Genomic DNA, 2,408 nt, shown 5'->3' with positions numbered 1-2,408 from the left:
GACCTGTGTATACAAACTGCTATTTCCTTAAGAATAAAGAAACCGGAGAAGTGATCGTCATAGATCCTGCAGACTGTCCGGAGAAGATTGAACTGAAAGTTTCCCAGATGGATGCGAAACCGGTGGCAATCCTGCTTACACATGGACATTTTGATCATATCATGGCAGCACAGGCAGTAAAGGATAAGTATAATATTCCGATTTACGCCTGTCGTCAGGAAGAAGAGATGCTTCGCGAGCCGTCTGTCAATATGACAGCTCATTATGGCAGAAACTGCTCTATCGTGCCGGATGTATTTCTGGAGGATTTGGATGTGATCAAACTGGCAGGTTTTTCTATTCAGATGATCCATACACCGGGACATACAAAGGGAAGCTGTTGTTACTATCTGAAGGATGAGGATGTTCTGTTTAGTGGTGATACAGTATTCTATGGTTCGGTAGGCAGAACAGATTTCCCGGGCGGAAGTACAGCAGATATTGTGCGAAGCCTGCATAAACTGGTAGATTCACTCCCTGAGGAAACGGAAGTTTTCCCGGGACATGATGCATCTACCACCATTGGTTACGAAAAGAGGTATAATCCATTTGTATAAAATAGGCATTCTGTTTGAGAACAGAGAATTTGAACATGATGTTTATGAATTGATCAAAGCGTTTTACCCCGAAGCGGAGATCCATACTCTTTATGAAGATGATGAAGCAGAGTATGACCTCCGCTTCCGTGTGGAACGGGAAAATGACAATTATATCATAAAATACGAAAGAGCAGAGAATCTGCCGAACCAGGAAACAGAGAAAAAAGGAGCAATTACTGCAGAAGTTATCACAGATGAGACAACAGGTGAGAACGCAGAATGCGGAATAAAAGATGCTCATGCTCTGAGAAAAGAGAATAAAGATTCCATCAAATATGCACTGTATCAGCTTCTGGTAAAGCTTACAGGCAAAACCCTTCCGTGGGGAAATCTGACAGGAATCCGTCCTGCCAAGCTGGCGATGGGAATGATTGAATCAGGAATGAAGAATACGGAAGTAGCGCAGGAGATGCGTGAGAAATATCTGGTAAGTCCGCAGAAAACAGCGCTTGCCATTACTATTGCAAACAGAGAAAGAGAGATTCTCAAGGACATTGATTATGAGAATGGATATAGTCTTTATATTGGAATCCCATTCTGTCCAAGTATTTGTCTGTACTGTTCTTTCAGTTCTTATCCACTGAAAGTATGGGAGAAGAGAACAGATGAGTATGTGGAAGCTCTCTGCAAAGAAGTAAGAGAAACAGCTCTTATGATGAAGGGCAGAAAGCTGGATACTATTTATATTGGCGGCGGTACACCGACTACACTGCTTCCGCATCAGATCCGTAAGCTGCTGAATACAGTAGGAGAGACTTTCGGATTTGAGGGACTTGCTGAATTTACTGTAGAGGCTGGAAGACCGGACAGCATCACACGCGAGAAACTGGAAGCAATCCGTGAATATCCGGTAACAAGAATTTCTGTAAATCCACAGACCATGAATCAGGAAACACTGGAGATCATCGGACGTAAGCATACCGTAGATCAGACAAAAGAAGCCTTCCATCTGGCAAGAGAGCTGGGATTTGATAACATTAATATGGATCTGATCGTAGGTCTTCCGGGTGAAGATATCCATATGGTAGAGCGTACTCTTGAGCAGATTCGTGAACTGGCTCCGGACAGCATTACCGTACATTCTCTGGCAGTGAAACGTGCTGCGAGACTTAACATTTTCAAAGAAAAATATCAGGAAATGTCTTTTGAGAATAATCGGGAGATCATGGATCTGACTATGAAAACCGCATATGAGATGGGAATGGGTCCTTATTATCTGTACAGACAGAAGAATATGAAGGGAAATTTTGAAAATGTTGGCTATGCAAAGGTTGACAAAGCCGGAATTTACAATATACTGATTATGGAGGAGAAACAGCCGATCATTGCACTGGGTGCAGGCGGTTCTTCCAAGCTGGTCTTTGACCATGGCAAGAGGATCGAACGTGTGGAGAATGTAAAGGATGTTTCCAATTATATTTCCCGCATTGATGAGATGATCGAGAGAAAACGGAAAGCAATAGCTATCTGGCTGTAAGATGTGGAGGTAACATTTTGGATACAGTACAAAAGACAGCAGCAGGCTCACAGGAGAGAATCCTGGAGTTTGACCTTGCTTCTGAACTGCATCATGGAATGCTGGTAAGTAATCTGGCCTACGCAGTTGCAGAGGAGCTGGGACTGCCCCATGAACAGTGCTATGAGCTTGCGATAGCAGGAATGCTCCATGACATAGGAAAGCTGAAGCTGACAAGTTATATTAACGGAAAGGAGCAGGATCCTCTGGTAATTGAGGAACTGAAGTATGTCCGCATGCATTCTACCTTGGGA

The 2,408-nt window shown here is 43.4% G+C and carries 3 protein-coding genes; all 3 read left to right on the top strand.

From position 1 onward, the window contains the following. A partial coding sequence (locus ACTNES_RS20470) for an MBL fold metallo-hydrolase (RefSeq protein ID WP_441040534.1) occupies positions 1 to 596 on the top strand: 596 nt, incomplete at its 5' end. Further along, the gene (hemZ, locus tag ACTNES_RS20465) at positions 547 to 2,115 is read left to right on the top strand and encodes a coproporphyrinogen dehydrogenase HemZ (protein ID WP_441040535.1); all 1,569 of its coding nucleotides are present in this window, start codon (positions 547 to 549) and stop codon (positions 2,113 to 2,115) included. The genes ACTNES_RS20470 and hemZ, both read left to right, overlap by 50 nt. 17 nt (positions 2,116 to 2,132) lie before the next feature. After that, positions 2,133 to 2,408 (top strand): HD domain-containing phosphohydrolase (locus ACTNES_RS20460; protein ID WP_441040533.1); only part of this gene is annotated, 276 nt, incomplete at its 3' end.

Source organism: Blautia sp. HCP3S3_D9 (assembly GCF_052063845.1).
Lineage (GTDB): Bacteria > Bacillota > Clostridia > Lachnospirales > Lachnospiraceae > Blautia_A.
Note: the sequence above shows the minus strand (reverse complement) of the source record. Positions and strands in the feature narration are given on the sequence as shown.